The organism is Flavihumibacter solisilvae (assembly GCF_000814475.1).
GTDB classification, from domain to species: domain Bacteria; phylum Bacteroidota; class Bacteroidia; order Chitinophagales; family Chitinophagaceae; genus Flavihumibacter; species Flavihumibacter solisilvae.
Genome location: NZ_JSVC01000015.1, coordinates 71866 through 92410, shown reverse-complemented (window position 1 = coordinate 92410; position 20545 = coordinate 71866). Strand labels below are relative to the sequence as shown.

Here is a 20545-nt window from a genome sequence, read left to right as displayed (position 1 = left end):
GATTTTGAAGTCAGCCATTATTGGTTTGTACTCATCGAAGGCGGTGGGGTCTGGATTCCGAATGCCGTATTAGGATCGGGCCCCATATCAAACGATAATACTCCACCGTCTGTTAGTTTCGTCCGCTCGATCCAGCAATTGTCCAATTTCATATTATTAAACGATGCCGATTGGATATATGGGTGTTGTTTCGAGTTGTTCCTCGTTTCTATAACAAGCGTTTTACCCGGATAATATTTCCCGCTAAGTTTTATCGTCACCCTATCGAAAATTGGACTACCAAACTGGAAAGTAGGATTCATGCCGGCATGGCCCTGCACATCAAACAATCCGAGAGCAGCCATTACAAACCAGGCGCCCAACTGCCCCTGATCTTCATCCTGTCCATAGCCATAACCATGCAAAGGAGTTGCACCATAAAACTCATCACAGATGGCACGAGTCCATTTCTGGCTGAGCCAGGGTTTCCCAGAATAATTAAACAACCAGGAATGATGGAGACAGGGCTGGTTGCCGTGATTATATAACTTTTCAAGTCCGGAAAAACTATTGACCTCCTTACCTCCGCCAAAGGTTGATTTCCTGCTTTCGTTAAAGGTATTCTCAAGGCGTGCATTAAAAGTGTCTTTTCCCAGCGCAGCTATTAAACCTGCAACATCCTGAGGCACGTACCAGGTATATTGAAATGCGTTCCCTTCCTGGAATCCCCTCCATGCCTGCATAGCATTAAAACTGTCGATGAATTTTCCATTCTCATATCTTGGGCGGATAAATTTCGTTTCCTGGTCAAAAAGATTTTTCCAGCCACTAGCCAGCCCGATAAGGAGTTTATAATCATCCTTCTTCCCAAGGGCTTTGGCAAATTGTGAAACGGCGTATGAACTGAAACAGAATTCAAGCGTGTGTGAGGCACCGAAGTTAAACACCCATCCGTTGGATAAGGTAGTATCCTTTGCCGGGATGTAGCCCTGGTTTACAAAATAATGCAGGTCATACTTACCGGAACCAAATGGACGATTGATGTACCCTGTTTCATTTTTGTAAGCAGTTTCATATGCCCTGCTGATATCGAAATCCCTGATGCCGCAATTATAAGTTGCAGCGATCATGAGTCCGAAGAAATTGGTAAGAACTCCGTTCGAATGTGCTCCTGCTGCCACACCATCGTGCATCCAGCCGGTTTCCTGCGCAAAGTCGAGGTTCGTTTGAATATACTCGCTTTGAAATTCAGGGTAAACCAATGCCCACAGCTGACCAAGATTCCAGAAGGCACCCCAGATTCCATCGGTGTTGTAATGATTGTATTTGGGTTTCCCGTTTTTGCCCAGCTGTATCTGGCCGATGCTTCCGTCATTCTTCGGGTACTGGCCGTTTACATCACTAGCCAAACCTCTTCCCAGGAGTGCATGATAAAGACCTGTATAAAATTTCACCTTGTCAACACTGTCCTTTCCTTCTACGATAATTCTGCCCAGCTTTTCATTCCATTTATTCCGAGCGGCGTGCCTTACAGCATCAAAGCTTTGTAACCCGGTTTCCGCCTCCAGATTTTTTCTTGCATTTTCCGTGCTGGTATAGGAAAGGCCCACCTGCATTTCAACGACTTCATCCTTAACAGTAGAAAAGTTCAAAAACATCCCGTTTCCAGTTCCATGAGTGGATTTCTGACCAGGCGAAGCTACAGAGTCAATAAACGTTCCAAAAGACCTGGGGGCTTTGTTCAACCGGATAACAAAATACATTCTCACCCTTTTTCCGGCATCACAAAACTTCAGATATTCGGGGTAAGTTTCTATGGAACCTTCCAGTTCTTTAGGACCTGATAAGCGGATATAAGCTTCAGTTACATCGCTGCTTTCTCCCTGGCGATGACCAACATCGAAAATGATCCGGGATGCCGTGGACTGCGGAAAAGTATAACGGTGATAGCCTACTCTCTCTGTTGCAGTAATTTCTGCCTTGATCTTGTAGTCTTTCAGGTAAACGGTATAGTATCCGGGCTCAGCGTGTTCTGTTGCTTTATCGAAACGGGAGCGGTACCCGGAATCCGGATTTTCAAGTGACCCCGGAACAGTTTGCAATGAACCGGTAGTAGGCATAACCACCAGTCCTCCGATCTGGAATTCGTGGAAATGACCGAATCCTTCAATGGAAGAATGCCGGTCATCATAACCGCAGGGCTGCCAGCCTCCCCTGCTCCCGAAGGCATTGGTGTGAGGTGCAAGTTTTGCCATCCCAAATGGCAGAGAGGCCGGGGTATAAAAAAACCACCTGCCATGAACGGAGCCGATCTGGGGATCGACCCATGCCGATGGATTGAATTCTTTTTTAGCTACCTGTGCGAATGTGCCCGTGGTTAGCACCAGATAGCATAAAAAATACAGCTTGGCAATCTTGATCATTTTTTACACAATTGGCAAATGAACAAATCAGGAAAGGTTCTTGTCCAAATGTATATACATATATACTTACAAAGTGTAAATAATCCTACTTTTTTTTCCCGGTCCGGTTTACTGCCTCAAAAAAAACTAATATTGTGCCTTTATAAATGCGTATGACCTTTGCAATAGACCATAAGAGTCCGATCCCACTGCACATCCAGACAGAGGAACTCCTAAGAAAGATCATCAAGCAGCCCCAGTATGTGAAAGGCAAGCATCTGCCTAATGAAATAGAACTAGCGAAAAAACTTAATATATCCAGGGGAACCCTGAGACAGGCGATCAATAAGCTTGTCTATGAAGGTCTGCTGGTACGGAAAAAGGGTTTCGGCACCAAGGTTAATAACGTTGTAAGCTCGAAAGCATTGAGCTGGCTGAGCTTTTCCCAGGAAATGGCGGTACGGGGTATACCCATCAAAAATTTTGAACTAAGTATTAGCTGGGTTAAACCTGAAGAGACCGTAGCGAATTTTTTCGAGATCCGGGGAAACAAGAAGGTGTTGAAGCTGGAAAGATTAAGGGGACGGCCAGAAGGGCCTTTTGTATATTTTGTTTCCATATTCCACCCGCGGATCGGGCTGACAGGGGAAGAAGATTTCAGCAGACCATTATATGAAATCCTGGAAAAAGACTACCAGGTTGTGGCAGATCTGTCCAAAGAAGAAATCAGTGCAAAACCTGCCGACAAATTCCTGGCGGACAAATTAGATCTCGACCTCGGAAGCCCTGTCCTGATCAGGAAAAGGTTTGTTTTTGACCAGGCTGAGCGCCCGATAGAATATAACCTGGGTTTCTACAGGGCTGACAGCTTTGTCTATACTATTGAAAGCAGGAGAGAAAAATAAGCCGTTCTGCATCTCTCCTTCCTACCTGACATCCGGCACATATACCTGTTTTAACGGGATATTTTTGGCGAAAAACTATTTTAATTATATGTTTGAACATATAAACATATAACTTGTTTATTTCTGCCAGTAAATTATCGCTAAAAAGAACAGTTGATGTCGACCAACAGTAAGAGGATAGGAATTGACATAGGCGGTAGCCATATCTCAGCGGCTGTTCTCAGCAATACCGGTGGAGACTGGCAGCTTTCTTCAAAAAAAAGGCTATTGCTCAACTCCCAGGACAGCGCCGGCAATATCGCAACCGCCCTGGGCAATTGTATTAAAGAACTTACAGCTGGTGGTTGGGAACCCGAGGCAGTGGGCATTGCCTTTCCAGGTCCTTTTGATTACGAAAATGGCATAAGCGCCGTACGCAATGTTGGCGGGAAATTCGAGCAGACTTTCGGCCTCCATATCCGGCAGACAGTAGAAGATTTTACAGGCCTACGTCAAACAATTTTTAAATTCTCCAATGATGCGTCTTGTTTTGCTACTGGCGCATACAGCATACTACGCCTTAAAAGCAAACGTACCGTCTTTATTACCCTGGGAACGGGATTCGGGTCTGCTTTCATGAAGGATGCAGAATTACTAGATATACATCCCAACCTTCCGGCATCCGGCGCATTTTATGACCAGGATTTCCTGGATGCCAAGGCCGACGACTATTTTTCGACCCGCTGGATACTGAATGCTTATGCACAACGCACAGGAAACCAGGTTTCTTCTGTAAAGGAGCTGGTTGAATCCGCATCGACAGATGCGCGTGGGGTAATGGAGCAGTTGGGAGAAAATCTCGGGAGATTCCTTCAGCCCTGGCTGGAAAAGTTCCAATGCGATGAGCTCGTTATTGGTGGGAATATCGCCAAAGCATTTTCCCAGTTTGGGCCATCATTAAAACTGGAACTGGGTACCCTGGTAGATAAAATAAATATTTCCATCTGTGAAAACACGGAGGATTGCATTATAACTGGTGCGGCCATAGTGGCTGGCAAAGAGACACATTCAACAAGCAACAAGATAATGAGAAAATCTTCGCAGGAAATTTTAACTACGACAGTAACCACGAATGAGACCGGCGCGTATGATATTTATCCGTCATTTTCATCCGGGGAAAAAGTGTATAAAGGCTTTGATACCCTGGCGGCGGAACTCGCAGGTGAAAAATTAATTGTCGTAGATGGATATGGCGGTGTAATATGGGAGACTTTCAGGGAAAAACTGCATGCTGAACTAAGCCGCTATGACAAAATAGTATTCTGGTACAATATAAACACATGCCTGAAATCAGCTGATGAAATACAGGCAATGATTGCTGAAAGCATAAATGGGGATGACCCGGTATTCGGAACAAAATACGCAGGCAACCTGCGGGATTTTTTTGACGAACAGAAACTGAAGCTGATCAATCCGGATCCGGCAGCAGACATTTGTATTATTTACGGCACGGGCGCTGCTTTAACAGGTATTCAAGGAAAGCTGCTATATGCCGATGTTCCCAAAAATGAAATTCAACTCCGCATGCGGGCTGGAAGCATTTTGAACCTCGGAGCCAATGATTCTTCGGAAAGCACGCAGATGTACAAACGGTTTTATTTTGTTGACTGGCCGGTCCTGAACAAACATAAAGCACAGCTGCTTGCAACGTTTGATTACATCATTGACGAACAGCGAATTGAAGAAATAACCTGGATGACCGGAACTGCATTCAGAAGTACCCTGAACCAGATGCTAAAACAACCTTTCCGGGCAAGGCCATGGTTTGAACCGGGGGTTTGGGGTGGTGACTGGATGAAAAATCACTTTCGCCAGCTCAACCAGGAAGAGATAAATTATGCGTGGTCATTCGAGTTGATTACACCTGAAAACGGCGTAATAATAGAAGGGCAAAATAACCTGCTGGAATTCTCCTTTGATTTCCTGCTGTATTCAGATAAAGAAAAATTATTAGGAAAAGCCGCTAAAAGATTCGGAACAGATTTTCCAATCCGGTTTGATTTTCTTGATACGTTTGACGGTGGCAACCTTTCCGTTCAGTGCCATCCCAGGCCGGCTTATATAAAAGAGCATTTCGGCGAGAATTTCACGCAGGACGAAACATATTATATCCTCGACTGCAAACCAGATGCTGTAGTATATCTTGGATTCCAGGAATCGTTCGACCAGGAGGAGTTTGAAACGGCACTGATCGCGGCACAGGAAAAAGGCATTGAGATGGATGTAGAAAAATATGTTCAGAAACTACCTGCGAACAAACATGATTTATTCCTCATCCCCAACGGTACCATACATGCTTCCGGAAAAAATAATCTCGTACTGGAAATCAGCAGCACACCATACATTTTCACATTTAAAATGTACGACTGGATGCGCCTGGATCTGAATAACCAGCCTCGTCCAATCAATATTGATCATGGAATGAAAAACCTTTACTTTGACAGGAAAGGGGAATATGTAACGGAGAAACTGGTATCGCACCCGGTAACGGAGGCAGAATTTGAGGGCGGTAAAAAAATCAAACTCCCCACGCATGAAGAGCATTTTTACGCTGTGTACCGTTATGAATTCACAGGTAGCGTTAAGATAGATACCAATAATCAATGCCATATATGCATGCTTGTTGAGGGGAAAAGCATCTCCGTGACAGCAAATGGAAATGCGTCTACCTTTCACTTTGCCGAAACCTTTGTAGTACCTGCCTTTACAGGAAATTATGAAGTAATCAACAACGGAGGTGGCACTGCATTCTTAGTAGTGGCCCATGTAAAAGACGAACATTGCTGAACCGATCGGTTCAAACCAATACTATTCAATCTAACGAAAGCTTATGTTGCAGGCAAAAACAAACCAGTTTATCGCTCTCATCACGCTTATTGCAGCGCTGGGAGGTTTTCTCTTTGGCTTTGATATGGCCGTTGTCAGCGGTATAATCGAGCCTGTCAAATTGCAATATGGACTGTCTGCCTCCCAGGAAGGTTTATTTGTTTCCTGCGCGCTGCTGGGTTGTATTGCCGGAGTGGCGTTTTCGGGTTATCTCAGTGACAGGATTGGCAGGCGAAAAGGTTTATTCATTGCTGCTTTCCTGTTTATCATCAGCGCTGTAGGTTTTGCATTTTCTGAAGATTACGCCGTTTTAATCGCTTTTCGCATCCTGGCTGGAATGGGTGTTGGAGTAGCATCGAACGTATCACCGTTATATATTTCCGAAATCTCTCCCGCAAACAAACGCGGAGGCCTGGTGACTTTTTACCAGCTGGCAATCACGGTCGGTATCCTGGCGGCTTACATCAGCAACTTTTTTCTGCAGCGAAATGCAGCGGCCTATACGGGTGACAGTAACGGATTACTACATTGGTTATTTATAGAAAACGTGTGGCGAGGCATGTTCTTAGTGGGAGTTTTTCCTGCTCTTGCATTCGCTCTGCTGCTTTTCATCGTACCCGAAAGCCCACGCTGGCTGGTACAGTACGGAAGGACAGATGAAGCGCTGGCCGTTTTGATAAAAACTTCCGGTAAACAAAATGCGGCTGCTGACTTAGAGGCCATCAGGGAAATGGCATCGCAAAAAAAAGGCGGTTTCAGCGAATTGATGCGCCAGCCGCTCAGTAAGCTACTTATGCTGGCCATGGTACTCACGGCGCTGTCGCAGCTCAGTGGTATTAACGGAGTCATATTTTATGGCCCTACAATAATGAAATCAGCGGGTATAGTAACCAGCGATGCACTGTTTTACCAGGTAATATTAGGTGTTGCCAATATGCTCTTTACTTTCGTCGCCATTATGAAAGTAGATAGCTGGGGACGTCGCCCACTATACCTGTATGGCTCAATCTTCGCGGCGATATCTCTGGCATTAACCGGCGTTTGTTTCTGGATGAACATTACCGGATGGTGGATGCTCAGTTGTATTATGCTTTTTCTATTATTTTTTGCGCTTTCACTCGGCCCATTGAAGTTTGTCATTTCAACCGAAATATTTCCAACCCATATCAGGGGCCAGGCTTTGTCAATTTGTATTATGACCATGTGGGTTTCCGACTGGCTGGTGAATCTACTGTTTCCTATCCTGCGTGACGGGCTCGGTATCGCTGCAACATTCTTTATCTTTTCCTTCTTCTGCTTCCTGTCTTTCTTATATGCTAAAAGCAAGCTGATGGAAACGAAAGGAAAAAGCCTGGAAGAAATTGAAAAAATGTTCGCGAAGGATAAAGATGCCATACATGGAAGCGTATTGAATATTCAGTGATGCCCGGCCTGCGATTCGACCCTGAACCAGGGTTTATATTCCATTAGTCGTTTCATGAGGTCTTTTCCCTCACTAACAATTCTCTTGCGTTCTGCTTCTCCTGCAGCGAAGATGATATAACCATGAGGACCCTTCTTTTCACCCATCACAAAGCTGGCGGGATTAAGAAGCATGGGACTATCCTGTGATTCCTTCCTGAATCCTAATTCTGCATGGGTGATATAGGGAGCATAGAACATGTAGTGCGGGTAACTCACGGTAACAATGGTGTTGTTATCGGGCAAACCGGGGTAAACCCGCATCAAAGGCGCCAGCATATAGGACACACCTTCCCGGGCAGGTGCTTTATAAACTCCCCTGTTAATACGCGAGATCATCGTGTCTTTAATTTGTGCTGGTGTAAATTTTCCAGAAGCGCGCATTTCGGCAACAGCCATGTAAACAGGGAAGATGTTTTTGGCGCCTTCAGCGTCATAGCTGATAGGCGTGGCCAGATCCTTCCTGAATTCGCTCCACTCCCATTCGGTGCGTGAAACAAAACAGATAAATCCGTTGCTCCCCTGGTGCCCGACATAAAATCCTTTCTGTGGATCCAGCAGGTAAACGGTAGCCTCCATGCGAAGGTGTGGTGGCAAGGCACTTCGGGCAAAATCAGATTCCAGGTCAGCCGGCATTTTTTCAAGCTGTGTTCCGGCAGTTTCCTGGGCGACCAGGTGGGTAAATGACAGAACTGCAACGCAAGTTGCAATTGACTGCATGAAAAGTTGGCGAAGCATGTCAGGTAATTTAGGTGGTGACGTAGTATTGGTAATGGCCCTTCAAAGTTATTTTGCGCAATTTCTATCGAACAGGGGTAAATGGGACAAACTTAGGTGGTGGTTGCGGCCGTAACTATTAATTCATTGGAATAGTCGCCGGGATTGGGAACTTTGTGCGACAACCGCAGCGCCATGAATAAGTTTACCGGGATGGGAATATTTATATTCTCCATTTCCTTCCTGTATATACAGGCACAGGATTCGCTACCGGTTACCATGCCGGCAGGAAAACAATACAAAGCCAATGGCTGGAAAACATTCTGGTGGGGCAAACATTACCGACAGGAATGGGTCACCCCTGTCGCCTTCCCGGTGCTGCACCTCGATACCTTGGAAGGCGGTGCCGTACCATTGAAAGCGGGCGGTGGTCACCAGTCGAAATCATTACGCATACTGACCAACGAAGGCCATGAATATGTATTGCGAACAATGGACAAGAGCATCGATATTCTTGTGCCGATAGAATTCAGGGGTACTTTTCTCCATGCACTGGCTACTGACCAACTTAGCACTGCACATCCCTATAGTCCGCTCGCTGCAGCAGAAATGGCGGATGCCATTCAACTCAAACATACCCATCCCAGGATCTACTATATTCCCGATGACCCTGTTCTAGGTGAATTCCGGCCTGTCTTTGCGAATAAGCTATGTATGCTGGAGGAACGTCCTTCGGGTAAAGGATGGGAACACAATGAGCTGTTTGGCAACGCTGATAATATTGTCAATTCGGAAAAGATGTTTGAAAAGGTTTTTGAAAGCACCAGGAATCGTGTAGATCAACAGGCATTTCTACAGGTGAGGTTATTCGATATGATCATTAACGACTGGGACCGGCACGAAGACCAGTGGATCTGGGCAACATATAAAAATAATGATCATGAAACTTTCATCCCGATAGCCAGAGACAGGGATCAGGCATTCCTGAAAACCGATGGCGTTTTCCTTTACCAACTTACAAGACCGTGGACAATCCGACAACTGCAACACATGCATTCACATATAAAGGATGTGAGGGGAATGAACTTTATAGCAAGAAACCTCGACCGTCAATTTATGAATGAGCTGACGAAAGATGAATGGAAGGAGCGGATCAGCTTCGCACAGAAGCACCTGACAGATGCTTCGATCAAAGAGGCAATTCATGCCATGCCTAAGGAAGTATATAATATTTCCGGTGATTTTCTGATCAATAGACTGACTGAAAGGAGAAACCACCTGATGAAGGACGGACTACGATATTATGATGTGATCAGCAAACGTGTTTGCATAAATGGTTCAGAAGAGACAGAACAGTTCACCATCTCACAGGATAAGAAGGGACAGGTTTCTGTAACAGGCCTGTTACCCGGGAATGACACTTTTTATCACCGGACATTCGTCCGAAAGGAAACAAAGGAAATCAATATATACGGCCTTGGCGGAGATGACAGTTTCACTATAGAAGGCAAAGCACCGAACAAATTTAACATCCGTGTATTGGGCGGCGACGGCAATGATAAATATCTTTCAAATGAAATCCGGATCCAGGGGAAACGGATAAGATCGTTTGACAGTGTCTATTTACAAACGCCATCAGACAAAATTTTCAAGTCGAACGAAAAATGGGATACATTGTACCGCTACCGTCGCAACTGGGTAACTTACGACTGGTATTTTCCGAGGATCCTGCCGGCTTACAACCCAGACGATGGCTTCGCTATTGGTATCGGACTCATATACAGGCGACAGACATGGGGAAAAACCCCATTCGGATGGCAGCAAAGCGTTGTTCTTCATTATGCTTCCGGAACAGGCGCTTATGGATTTGGCTACAACGGACTATTCAAGCAAACGTTTGGAAAATGGGACTTCGATCTGACAGCGTATTACAAGGGGCCACGGTATACATTCAACTTTTATGGATACGGAAATGAAACCGAACTCAACGGTCATGACAAATCTTATTTCAGGGTAAAGGCCAATAATTTTGCTTTTAGTCCCGGCGCCAGCAGAGCCTGGAGAAAAACCTACCTGCGCTTCGGTCTGCATTATGAATCGGCATATGTAAACAGTCACCAGGAGAAATTCGTCACTTCTCCAGATGCAAAACTCGATTCAGCCACATTTACAACTTTACACTTTGGAGGTGTTAACGGGCAACTGGACTGGTCAACTGCATTGGCTGAGATCTGGCGAACCAAGGGAATACAACTGAACAGTGGATTTTCCTACACCGACAACCTTGATAAAAGCGACAGGAAAATGCTGAAACTGAATGGTTCGGCATCATTTTACTATCCCTTGCTGCACGACCTGGTATTTGCACATCGTACGGGCGCAGCGACCATATTCGGGAAATATGAATTCTACCAGGCAAACTCGATTGGCGGAGACCAATACCTGCGCGGTTATTGGAGAAGCCGTTTCACAGGAAAATCAAGCTTTTATCAGAATACAGAATTACGCCTTAGTTTAACAAGTTTTAAAGGAGCCATAATCAGGGGAAGGTTTGGTTTGTTTGCCTTCTTCGACGATGGTCGTGTCTGGATCGAGGACGAGCATTCTTCCACGCTGCATTTGGGTTATGGTGGTGGAATTTTCCTGCTTCCTTATAACCGCGCAGCATTGACTTTGCACTATGGGCTTTCTGAAGAAACGGGAATGATAGTATTAAGGGGAGGCTTTTTCTTTTAAAACTATTCCTTTAACAGTATTTTTCATTTAATTATTTGGAACGACTGTTCCATTGTTTCTATATTTGTGTCATGAAACAGAAATTAATACCTAATCATTCAGCCACTACGATGAGCCCAGCACTGACAGACATTGCATTTTTCGTTTCAAGAATGCTTAACAATTATTTTCAGGTTTACATTTGGAACATTCGTTCCATTTTGTATAGCTTTACATCCTGATTCACTGAATCCTTTTTTTTCTCTTAATCTGGAACGTTTGTTCCACTCTATTCGTCTCATTTCAAATCAACATATCAAACATCAAAACCATCAAACAATGACAACAGCGAACAAAATCCGCAGGTCCCTCTTCGGAGGAGTATTGGTAGCAGGATCCCTCCTGCTTGGAACAGTTAGTAATGCACAGACGGCTGCGGCTGATACAGCCATCCGCCCGTTCAAAGTGCAGATCGCGGAATCTGAACTGGCAGACCTTAAACAGCGAATTATAGCAACCCGCTGGACTGAAAAAGAAACAGTCAATGATCACTCCCAGGGTGTACCATCGAAAACCGTTCACGAACTTGCGACCTATTGGGCAACCAAATATGACTGGCGCAAAACCGAGGCGAGGCTGAACAGGTATCCACATTTCCTTACGAAAATCGACGGGGTAGACATTCATTACGTTCATGTCCGTTCAAAAGAAAAAAATGCACTTCCAATTATTCTTACCCATGGCTGGCCGGGCTCCTTCATCGAACTGATGAAACTCATTGATCCGTTGACAAATCCCGTGGCTTATGGAGGTAAACCTGAAGATGCATTTGATGTGGTGATACCATCGATGCCCGGTTACGGATTCTCAGGGAAGCCGACAACAACAGGATGGAACCCTGACAGAATTGCAAAGGCATACGTGACATTAATGAAGCGGCTGGGTTATAAAAAATTCCTTGCACAAGGTGGAGACTGGGGCTCGGTTATTGTGGATATCATGGCTGTACAGTCACCAAATGACTTATTAGGCATTCATACCAATATGCCTGGCGCAATTCCGGCAGACATTGACAAATCGGCATTCGCTGGTGCACCCGCACCTTCAGGCCTTACTCCAGATGAAAGGCATGCATACGATCAGGTGAGTGTTACTTATAAGAACGTTTATTATGCTTTCTTTATGGGATCACGTCCGCAAACTTTGACAGGGTTGGCAGACTCACCGGTAGGACTGGCAACTTTCCTCCTTGACCACGACCCTCGCAGCATGGCCCTAATTACACGTACGTTCGCAGGGCAAAAGGAAGGCCTGACCAAAGATGATGTACTTGATAACGTTTCTCTCTACTGGTTTACAAATACGGCGATTTCAGCTGCCCGTCTCTATTGGGAGAACAAATCAAACTACTTCAGTCCGAAGGGTGTAACAGTACCTGTTGCTGTAAGCGCGTTCCCTGATGAGCTTTATCAAACTCCGCGCAGCTGGGCAGAAAAAGCATATCCTAACCTGATCTATTACAACAAGCTTGAGAAAGGTGGTCACTTTGCAGCATGGGAACAGCCGGAAATCTTCACTCAGGAACTCCGCAACTCATTCCGTTCCCTCCGTAAATAAATAAACCCAACCATTTCATCTTATAACTTCAAAAAATGAAACAGCCTGAAAGCACTGCGTCACAAGTAAAAGGATCCGTCATTGACATTCGTCCTTTTAAGGTAACCATTCCTCAATCTGAACTGGACGAGTTGAAACGCCGCATCCTGGCGACGAGATTTCCAGAAAGAGAAACAGTCAACGACATATCGCAGGGCATTCAGCTGTCCACAATCGAGGAACTTGCGAAGTTTTGGGCCAATGAATATGACTGGCGAAAGGTGGAAACCAAACTGAATTCGTACCCTAATTTTCTTACAGAAATCAACGGCGTTGACATCCACTTTATCCATGCCCGATCTAATCATGAAAATGCCAGGCCGATCCTTCTTGCGCATGGATGGCCCGGAACTATCATTGAACATTTGAAGATAATCGACCCCCTGATTAATCCAACAGCATATGGCGGCAATGAATCCGATGCCTTTCATGTGGTATTGCCTTCCTTTCCGGGATATGGATTTTCAGGAAAACCAACAACGACAGGTTGGGATCCGGGACAGATTGCAGTTGCCTGGGCGACACTTATGAACCGGCTGGGTTATGACAGGTACTTTTTACATGGAACAGACTGGGGCGCAATCACCGTAGACCTGTTGGCAGCACAATTTCCGGAAAATATAATTGGTCTACATTCCAATATGCCGGGTGTGGTCCCCGATAATATACACCAGGCTTCAGCAACCGGTGCACCGGTACCTGCAGGTCTTACCCAGGAAGAACAACGTGCCTATGAGCAATTAAGCAAAGCCTACAAAAACGTGCATTATGCCTATTACCTGGCATCGCGTCCACAGGCGCTTGCCGGATTGATTGATTCTCCGATTGGACTGGCAGCATTCCTGCTCGACCCAATAACGGCCTTATTCTATCCGCCGGCGACAGAACTGTTTCAGAACGCGGACAACGAAAAACCTGATGCGCGACTATTTTCAGTTTATGATGAAGGCCTTTCCAGGAATGATCTGCTTGATATCATAACCCTTTTCTGGTTCACAAAATCAGGTGTGTCAGCAAGCCGGATCTATTGGGAAAACAAGTTTCCGTTTTTTACTCCGAAAGGTGTGAAGGTGCCGACTGCAGTGAGCGTTTTCCCCGGCGAACTTTACCAGGCCCCAAAGAGTTGGTCAGAACAGGCATATCCCAACCTGGTATACTACAGGCAAGAGGAGAAAGGCGCGCATTTCCCTTCGTGGGAACGACCCCAACGGATCATTGACGCGTTGCGTACCGGTTTCAGGACATTACGCTGAGAAAGAAAAAGATAATACGACAGCTAATACAAAAGGACACGAATAGATTTCGTGTCCTTTTTGTTTACTTACGTATCGATTAATTTATTGACTGATTGCCTTGAATACCATTGCTGCGAGAACAGCACCCAACAGTGGACCAACAACCGGGATCCATGCGTATACCCACTGGCTGTTCTTGTTATTCCCCATAGGCAGCACTGCATGTGCCATCCGCGGGCCAAGGTCGCGGGCCGGATTGATAGCGTAACCGGTTGGACCACCAAGACTGAGACCAATGGCCAATACCAGCAGGGCAACCGGCAGGGCATCAATAGAACCAAGACTATTTGATGGTGACACTATCATCAATACAAGCAAAAGGAAGATGGCGGTGGCAATAGTTTCAGTGAGCAGGTTGTAAAACCTGTTTGGAATGGCAGGACCGGTGCTGAACACGGCAAGTTTGAGCCCAGCATCCTCAGTTGCGGCGAAATGCTGGCGATAAGTCAGCCAAACCAGCAGGGCACCACAGAAAGCTCCTGCCACCTGGCAGAGTATATACATCGGCACCAGTGACCAGTCAAATTTTCCGGCAAGCGCAAGGCAAACACTGACAGCGGGATTAAGATGCGCTCCGCTATACTTTGAAACAGCGAATACGGCGACAAATACCGCCATCGCCCAACCAAAAGTGATCACAATCCAGCCACTGTTCTGGCCTTTGGATTTCTGCAGGAGCACATTAGCAACTACTCCATTTCCGAACAGGATTAAAATGAGGGTACCAAGGAATTCGGCAAAGCAATTGTTCATCTGGTCAAATTAAAAAGTAAAAATGAAAAATTCAAAAGAGACAACAAATTCAGGATTCATTCGCCCATGCCACGCTGGCTTTCACCGCGCGGTGCCAGCCGCGGATCAGCGGTTCCATGGCTTCAGCAGGTGCTGCAGGATGAAAGTAGCGGTCGGCCGTCCATTGACTACGGATCGCCTCTTCGCTTTCCCAATATCCCACAGCTAGTCCTGCAAGGTATGCGGCCCCAAGTGCAGTTGTTTCATAGACTTTCGGGCGAACCACAGGAACCTGCAGCAAGTCACACTGAAATTGCATGAGAAGGTCATTCACTGTTGCGCCACCATCAACACGTAGTTCTTTGATCGGCAGCCCGGCATCGGCTTCCATAGCTTTTAACACTTCCATAGTCTGGTAAGCAATGCTCTCGAGGCCAGCGCGCGCGACATGAGCTTTCGTTGTTCCCCGCGTAAGGCCGAACAGGGTGCCGCGTGCATGCTGGTTCCAGTGCGGCGCACCGAGACCGGCAAATGCCGGAACCATATAAACGCCATCGGTATGGGAAGTACTGCCGGCCAGTTCGCCGATTTCACCAGAGGTCCGGATCAATTGCAATCCATCACGTAACCATTGCACTACCGCCCCGCCAATGAAGATACTTCCTTCAACTGCGTACTCAACGCGATCGTTAACTTTCCAGGCTATCGTGGTTAGCAGGTTGTGGGTTGAGTGGACTATTTTCTCACCCGTATGCATCAGCATGAAGCAACCTGTTCCATATGTATTCTTCACCATTCCCGGTTGAGTGCATTGCTGGCCGAACAAAGCTGCCTGCTGATCGCCGGCAATCCCCGCCAAAGGAATATGCGTGCCGGAAACGACGGAATCTGTAACTGCATACTGCCCACTGCTTGAAACAACGGAAGGCAGCATTGAAGCAGGAATATCAAATAATTTTAATAGTTCTTCATCCCATTCACAGGTCCGGATATTCAGTAACATCGTGCGGGATGCATTGCTAAGGTCTGTCACATGCACTTTTCCGTTAGTCAGTTTCCATGATAGCCAGGTATCTATGGTTCCGAAAGCAAGCTCACCGTTCATCGCTTTTTCCCGCGCGCCACTCACATTATCGAGGATCCATTTCACTTTCGTGGCAGAAAAATAAGCGTCGGGAAGAAGGCCGGTTTTATTGCGGATCATTGTTTCATAACCTTCTGCTCGTAACTGGTCACAATAAGCCGCGGTTCTTCTGTCCTGCCATACTATTGCATTATAAACCGGCCTGGAAGTTTTACGGTCCCACACAACAGTCGTTTCACGCTGGTTGGTTATGCCGATACCAGCAACGTCGCCAGTCGTGATCCCTGCTTTGGCAAGCACTTCAGCCAGAACGGCAAACTGAGATGACCAGATCTCTTCCGGGTCATGCTCAACCCAACCTGGTTGTGGATAATGCTGGGTGAATTCCTTCTGCGCCTGCCGGATGATCTGCCCCTTTCGGTCGAAAAGGATTGCCCTTGAACTTGTTGTGCCCTGGTCGAGCGCCAGTACGTATTTAGACATGTCAATCGTTTTTTAGAATAGGTTAGGGTAATCTGAAATGATACCATCCACCTGCAACACTTTCATTGCCTCGATATCTGCTTTTGTGTTAACGGTCCAAGGTACTACTTTAATCCCTTTCTCATGACAATCACGCACAAGCGAAGTAGTTACGAGTTTAAAGTGAGGACTATATACAAATGGCAAGAAGCCTAATTCATCGATCTGCTTTTTTAGCGACCGGCTATCGTTCGCATTTATCAGCAGCGAGGTTTTAATGGAAGGATATTTCCTGTTCAATACCTGCAGGGTACGGATGTCAAACGACTGGATTACGGTGCGTGAAAGAATTCCTTCCTCTTTAAGTAATGCCACAAGGAGGTCTACAAACTCTTCCGGCGCAGGATGCCTAACACCATCGCCACCGGCACTTGTCTTCGTTTCAATATTATACCACATTGGTCCCGCCCCGTTTTCCTTTGCGTAAGATTCTGCAGCGCGAATAAGAGAAGACAGCAAGGGCTTATGGACCGGCATTTTCTGTTGTTGCGGAAAACCGGGATGCAATTTTGAACCTACATCATAACGGCGGATGCTGTCGTAATCCATTCCGTACAAAACGCGGGCCGACGCTTCCGATTTTGTTAGTTGTTTTCCCTCAGGTGTAATCGTGATATCCGCATTGAAATATGGGTCATGCGAAACCACCACCTTCCTGTCCTTCGAGATTACCACATCCATTTCCAGTGTGGTAACACCACAGTCGATTGCTTTTTCCATTGCCGGGATAGTGTTCTCAGGCATCAGTCCGCGGCTTCCCCGGTGCCCTTCCTTTGAAAAGGCGGGGAATACAGGCGACTTACTACCCTGAATGTAGCCGTCAGAATTCAGTAAAGAAGCCCAGTGATGATAGCCTTCAATAGTAAGATGTAAGCCATCGTGTGTGTACTGTTTTACCAACCGGCCGTCTTTGTCCAGGAAATGTGCATGCAGGTCAATTACAACTGCGTCGAACTCCTTCGCAATTTTTTTGATGGCATCATTTACAAAAAGGATATGCCCATCCTTGTTGTAATGGTTTTTGAATTGCGTGAACTGGTTATTCACCGGTAGTATGGTCTGAAGGTACAAACGCGTACGGGGACTCCCCGCCTTCATTCTTCGCACTATGTTGCGATAGTTAGCAACAATGATGCTGTCGGGAATGTTCCTTGAAATATCATTGATCCCGATCAGGAGGAACAGCTTTGCAGGTTTGCCTTCGATCACTTCATCGAGGCGTTCCAGAACGCCAAAGCTGATGTCGCCAGAGATGCCACGGTTCCGGATATTCGAAACGCCGAGCAATTCATTCCAGTCAATTCCGGCAGTAATACTGTTTCCCAGGAAGTAAATATCATCTGCATCATTGGGCAGTTGCCTGAACTGGTCCACTTTTACCTGGTAGTTATTCGGTCGGTAAGTACTGTCCCATTTCGTTCCCTGTGCGAACGAAAGCGTTGTTAAACCAGCAGTACAAAGCATCAGGAAAGTTCTTTGCATCATCAGCTGTTATAGGTTGCAGTGTATTGTTTACCAAATCGGTCGGTTGCTGTAACGGTTACAGTGGTTGCACCTGCAGGCAGTACAGCCCTGAACAGGTGATCAGTTTTTTTGGGTTCCGCAAATCCGCGCGGTTTGGGTAGTTCCGGTCCAAGCAGGGTTGCAGTTGCATGCGGATCAAATCCCTTGAACTGCAGCAACGGGAGGCGTTGATCGCCTGCACGACATTCAACCTTCCATTCCGGGTCGAAGTTCCAGACGTTGGCAATAAGATGCTGCTCGCCATCCTGTGATTTCTCAACAAACAATTTCACCTGTTCATCAATATGGGATCCGGTACCCTTGTATTGCCATGTCAGCTTATTTCCTTTTACAGAATAGACACCATAACCACTGGGAGTGCCATCACCACAGATCGGGCCAGTCCACCATGCGCCACAAACCGTTCCATGGTTATGTTCATAAATGCCATTACGGATCACGTTCTTGTTATAATGAGTATGGCCAGACATGATATGCACGTGCTCATATCCTTTCAGCAGGTCGTATAATTCCTGGTTGTTCTTCACACCATCATGAACGGGAATGTGCACACAAATGATCAGCAGATGGTCCTTGGAAATGTAAGCGAGATCTTTCTTCAGCCATTCGAGCTGCTGTTGTGAAATATGCCCGTCATAATCACGATCCTTACCAAGATAACGCACATCATCCATCACCACATAATGAGCCTTACCACGATTGAACGAATAATAAGTCGGACCGTATTGCCTGCGGAAACTGTCGTCCGAGGCTTCATCCCCTCCTTTATTATAATCCATATCATGGTTACCGATGCACTGGAAAAAAGGAATTCCCATCTGTTCTACAGCCTTGTCATAATCCCCGAATAGGGAAAGGTCATCCCACATCAGGTCACCCACAGTGATGCCATGCAGTAAAGCACCATTGCCTGCAGCATTTACCAACTGTTTCACATCGGGAACTGATTCAGCCATCATTTTCCCTACATCTTTTTTATTCTTGACCTGCGGGTCGGCCCAGATGATGAACTGGTGTTCGTTGTCCTCACGATCAAGCGGAACGAGGTTGAAATCAAGCTGGTTCTTACCAGCTTCGGCCAGGCTTACATAACTTCTTGAAATCCCTTTTTCTGCCGGAAACGCGTAGCCGGATGGAGTAGATACAGAAATAAATTCCGCTTCAGGACGGACAGGAAGTGTATAGTCACCATCGCGGTCTGTAATCACCACGTCGAAGCCATTGCTGACAACTACGTTAGAAAGCCCTTCACCGTTCGCCCTTATCGTTCCTTTTATCTTTTTACGGAAGGAAAGCGAGCTGCCTGCCAGCAGATCGCTTCCTACCATGATGCCTCCTGTAAGCCAGAACAGGTTGGCAACAAATTTTCTTCTTTGCATTATTGAATTTGTTTGTAAACAACAATATCCTCGATACACAAACGACCATTCTGCACTGTTGAGCTGGATGCACCCAGGCCCAGTTTGTTGATCCTGAATCGAACGGGTCCGCTAACATTCACCATGAAACTGGCCTGGTTGGAGCCCTGTTCCGGCATATCATTTACATTGGTACCTGCAACCACCCAGGTCGTACCACCGTCGATCGAATATTCGAGCCTGAAAGTACTCCGGGGATCGGTATAATACTTCCCGTAAAACACCGTCACTTTAGAAGCGCCATCCGGAAGATCAAAGTTCATTTGCACATATGCACTGCTCGTAAGGTTCTGTTGCATTCGGATACACTGTTTACCCGGCAGGTTGAAACGGTCACGGATAGGTGTATTTCCCAGGATTGCCTGCTGCAGTTTCCAATTGCCGGTAGCAAGGTCAATATTGTTGGAAGTCGCGGTCATGTTGTAGCTCGACTTCTCTGTGAAATCGGGTGATTCAAAACTTTCGGGAAATCCACTGTAAATAGTGCCACTCACAAAGCTTGTGTCGTTAAGCGAACGCAAACTTATGGTGCGCTGGGCGCCGGCCGTATCGTTTCCGTTATCGTTCTTATATCCCACAATTCCCATGAAGCGGGCATTCTGTGGCGTTTCCGCACCAGCAAAAGCAGCACCAGAAGTAGTATGCAGGAAAAGATTGCCAGTATTATCTCCGATGGGATGAAGGCCGGAAAATGTTTGTCCTGCTGAATAATCATTGATATCAGCATGCACAGCAACCAGCGTCGATTCGAAAACATCAAACATGTTATTCAGGATTGCCAGGTTCACCGGGCGTACGTAAACCTGCCTGCCTTCAGCCAGCTTTGTCACCTTATCGGAGGTCACTCCCTGGATCGTCAGTTTTCCGTTGATGCGTTTCAGGGTGGCACCGGCGATGTTCACCATCAGCGAATCGCCGGGAACATAGGGAACCTGCGTGCCGCTTCCCATGTCGATAATGATTCCCCGGGTGAGATCCGTTGCCTGGTTGGCAGTGAGAGTAGTTGACTGGATAATGAAGGATCCGGAAGCAATATTCCCGTTAGAGGCATCAGAAATGACTGTACCTGTTGTAAAGGATGCTCCTCCCAGGGTAGATGGGCCCAGGGCCACATCGCCCTTATGCCATGTGTCGCGTACCACATAAAGCGCAGCCTGGTCGTTTAGCGTACCTTCTGCCGGATTAACGTCTTTTTTGCAGGCAGCCAGTTGCAATAGTGGCAGCGCAGCCAGCAAAGTATATATGCGTTTGTTCATGTTAGTTAGTTGAA

The 20545-nt window shown here is 46.4% G+C and carries 13 protein-coding genes; 6 read left to right on the top strand and 7 right to left on the bottom strand.

Going from position 1 to position 20545, the window contains the following annotated elements; all coding sequences use genetic code 11:
- Positions 1-17: 17 nt before the first annotated feature.
- A complete protein-coding gene (locus OI18_RS13285; protein ID WP_039140498.1) occupies positions 18-2402 on the bottom strand; it encodes a GH92 family glycosyl hydrolase in 2385 nt (794 codons plus the stop codon).
- 152 nt (positions 2403-2554) lie between these two features.
- Here OI18_RS13285 and OI18_RS13280 point away from each other — a divergent pair, with 152 nt between their 5' ends.
- The 3 genes from OI18_RS13280 (at position 2555) to OI18_RS13270 (ending at position 7574) form a co-directional block, all read left to right on the top strand.
- Entirely contained in the window at positions 2555-3286 is a 732-nt protein-coding gene (locus OI18_RS13280; RefSeq protein WP_039140497.1) for a GntR family transcriptional regulator, read from the top strand.
- A 156-nt stretch (positions 3287-3442) separates the two neighbouring features.
- A complete protein-coding gene (locus OI18_RS13275; RefSeq protein WP_039140495.1) occupies positions 3443-6112 on the top strand; it encodes an ROK family protein in 2670 nt (889 codons plus the stop codon).
- Between the two features lie 43 nt (positions 6113-6155).
- Complete coding sequence (locus OI18_RS13270) at positions 6156-7574, top strand: sugar porter family MFS transporter (RefSeq protein ID WP_052273195.1); 1419 nt, start codon at positions 6156-6158, stop codon at positions 7572-7574.
- Here the strand turns inward: OI18_RS13270 and OI18_RS13265 are convergent.
- The gene (locus OI18_RS13265; RefSeq protein ID WP_152616821.1) at positions 7568-8350 is read right to left on the bottom strand and encodes a hypothetical protein; all 783 of its coding nucleotides are present in this window, start codon (positions 8348-8350) and stop codon (positions 7568-7570) included. The two genes, OI18_RS13270 and OI18_RS13265, sit on opposite strands and share 7 nt — an antisense overlap.
- A gap of 174 nt (positions 8351-8524) precedes the next feature.
- Between OI18_RS13265 and OI18_RS13260 the strand changes: the two genes are divergently transcribed.
- From OI18_RS13260 to OI18_RS13250, 3 genes are all read left to right on the top strand, one after another.
- Positions 8525-11065 (top strand): BamA/TamA family outer membrane protein, encoded by a 2541-nt coding sequence (locus tag OI18_RS13260; RefSeq protein ID WP_039140492.1) that lies wholly within the window; start codon positions 8525-8527, stop codon positions 11063-11065.
- A gap of 318 nt (positions 11066-11383) precedes the next feature.
- Positions 11384-12661, top strand: a complete 1278-nt coding sequence (locus OI18_RS13255) for an epoxide hydrolase family protein (RefSeq protein WP_052273194.1) — start codon at positions 11384-11386, stop codon at positions 12659-12661.
- 35 nt (positions 12662-12696) lie between these two features.
- On the top strand, positions 12697-13953 hold the full coding sequence (locus tag OI18_RS13250; RefSeq protein ID WP_052273193.1) for an epoxide hydrolase family protein: 1257 nt from the start codon (positions 12697-12699) through the stop codon (positions 13951-13953).
- Positions 13954-14037: 84 nt separating this feature from the next.
- Here the strand turns inward: OI18_RS13250 and OI18_RS13245 are convergent, their stop codons facing one another.
- Genes OI18_RS13245 through OI18_RS13225 form a run of 5 tightly spaced genes read right to left on the bottom strand, consistent with a single transcriptional unit; the run spans position 14038 to position 20531 of the window.
- Entirely contained in the window at positions 14038-14748 is a 711-nt protein-coding gene (locus OI18_RS13245; RefSeq protein ID WP_039140490.1) for an MIP/aquaporin family protein, read from the bottom strand.
- Between the two features lie 49 nt (positions 14749-14797).
- Positions 14798-16294 (bottom strand): glycerol kinase GlpK, encoded by a 1497-nt coding sequence (glpK, locus tag OI18_RS13240; protein WP_039140488.1) that lies wholly within the window; start codon positions 16292-16294, stop codon positions 14798-14800.
- Between the two features lie 12 nt (positions 16295-16306).
- Complete coding sequence (locus OI18_RS24250; RefSeq protein WP_152616820.1) at positions 16307-17818, bottom strand: glycerophosphodiester phosphodiesterase family protein; 1512 nt, start codon at positions 17816-17818, stop codon at positions 16307-16309.
- On the bottom strand, positions 17818-19236 hold the full coding sequence (locus OI18_RS13230; RefSeq protein WP_039140486.1) for a calcineurin-like phosphoesterase C-terminal domain-containing protein: 1419 nt from the start codon (positions 19234-19236) through the stop codon (positions 17818-17820). The genes OI18_RS24250 and OI18_RS13230 overlap by 1 nt, the downstream gene beginning before the upstream one ends.
- Positions 19236-20531, bottom strand: a complete 1296-nt coding sequence (locus tag OI18_RS13225; RefSeq protein ID WP_039140485.1) for a DUF5689 domain-containing protein — start codon at positions 20529-20531, stop codon at positions 19236-19238. The genes OI18_RS13230 and OI18_RS13225 overlap by 1 nt, the downstream gene beginning before the upstream one ends.
- Positions 20532-20545: the final 14 nt, after the last annotated feature.

Excerpts from the sequence above, each read along its gene's own strand:
- OI18_RS13285 (WP_039140498.1), bottom strand. The coding sequence starts at position 2,402 with ATGATCAAGATTGCCAAGCTGTATTTTTTATGCTATCTGGTGCTAACC.
- OI18_RS13280 (WP_039140497.1), top strand. The coding sequence starts at position 2,555 with ATGACCTTTGCAATAGACCATAAGAGTCCGATCCCACTGCACATCCAG.
- OI18_RS13275 (WP_039140495.1), top strand. The coding sequence starts at position 3,443 with ATGTCGACCAACAGTAAGAGGATAGGAATTGACATAGGCGGTAGCCAT.
- OI18_RS13270 (WP_052273195.1), top strand. The coding sequence starts at position 6,156 with ATGTTGCAGGCAAAAACAAACCAGTTTATCGCTCTCATCACGCTTATT.
- OI18_RS13265 (WP_152616821.1), bottom strand. The coding sequence starts at position 8,350 with ATGCTTCGCCAACTTTTCATGCAGTCAATTGCAACTTGCGTTGCAGTT.
- OI18_RS13260 (WP_039140492.1), top strand. The coding sequence starts at position 8,525 with ATGAATAAGTTTACCGGGATGGGAATATTTATATTCTCCATTTCCTTC.
- OI18_RS13255 (WP_052273194.1), top strand. The coding sequence starts at position 11,384 with ATGACAACAGCGAACAAAATCCGCAGGTCCCTCTTCGGAGGAGTATTG.
- OI18_RS13250 (WP_052273193.1), top strand. The coding sequence starts at position 12,697 with ATGAAACAGCCTGAAAGCACTGCGTCACAAGTAAAAGGATCCGTCATT.
- OI18_RS13245 (WP_039140490.1), bottom strand. The coding sequence starts at position 14,748 with ATGAACAATTGCTTTGCCGAATTCCTTGGTACCCTCATTTTAATCCTG.
- glpK (WP_039140488.1), bottom strand. The coding sequence starts at position 16,294 with ATGTCTAAATACGTACTGGCGCTCGACCAGGGCACAACAAGTTCAAGG.
- OI18_RS24250 (WP_152616820.1), bottom strand. The coding sequence starts at position 17,818 with ATGATGCAAAGAACTTTCCTGATGCTTTGTACTGCTGGTTTAACAACG.
- OI18_RS13230 (WP_039140486.1), bottom strand. The coding sequence starts at position 19,236 with ATGCAAAGAAGAAAATTTGTTGCCAACCTGTTCTGGCTTACAGGAGGC.
- OI18_RS13225 (WP_039140485.1), bottom strand. The coding sequence starts at position 20,531 with ATGAACAAACGCATATATACTTTGCTGGCTGCGCTGCCACTATTGCAA.